This window comes from Stenotrophomonas sp. 01N47 (assembly GCF_056399165.1).
Genome location: NZ_JBFTQU010000070.1, coordinates 1 through 422, shown reverse-complemented (window position 1 = coordinate 422; position 422 = coordinate 1). Strand labels below are relative to the sequence as shown.

Sequence of the window (422 nt, the reverse complement as noted above, 5' to 3'; positions counted from 1 at the left end):
GCCGTGACCTGGGTGCCGTCCTCGAACGGCCGAGCCCGGAACGGCGCCTCGTCCAGGGGCCGCCAGTCGCGGCCCGCGCGGCGCTCGAACCGGTAGACGCCGCCGGCCGCCACCACGCGGACCTGCCCGCCGCGGAACACGGCCTCGTCGCGCGCACGCAGCAGGGCCGCGGCGAAGCGTTCGGCCTCCTGCGGCAGGCTCGGACGGCCGTCCGGCAGCGCCAGCACCACCGCGCCGGCCAGCAGCCCCATGATCACCAGGACGATCATGAGTTCGACGAGGGTGAAGCCCCCTCGCCGCTGGCGTCCGGGCGGGCGCTGGATGTCAGCCCCAGTTGCCAATGTCGGCGTCCTTGCCCTCGCCGCCCTCGCGGCCGTCGGCGCCGAACGAGAAGACGTCGATCGCCCCATGCTGGCCCGGCG

General features: G+C 75.8%; 2 protein-coding genes. Both read right to left on the bottom strand.

The window, feature by feature from the left end; all coding sequences use genetic code 11:
* Nucleotides 1-269, bottom strand: a 269-nt coding sequence (locus AC1DKR_RS21260; RefSeq protein ID WP_478035146.1) for a GspH/FimT family pseudopilin, incomplete at its 3' end; no start/stop codon positions are given.
* Between the two features lie 55 nt (nucleotides 270-324).
* Nucleotides 325-422 (bottom strand): type II secretion system protein GspG (locus tag AC1DKR_RS21255; protein ID WP_478035149.1); only part of this gene is annotated, 98 nt, incomplete at its 5' end.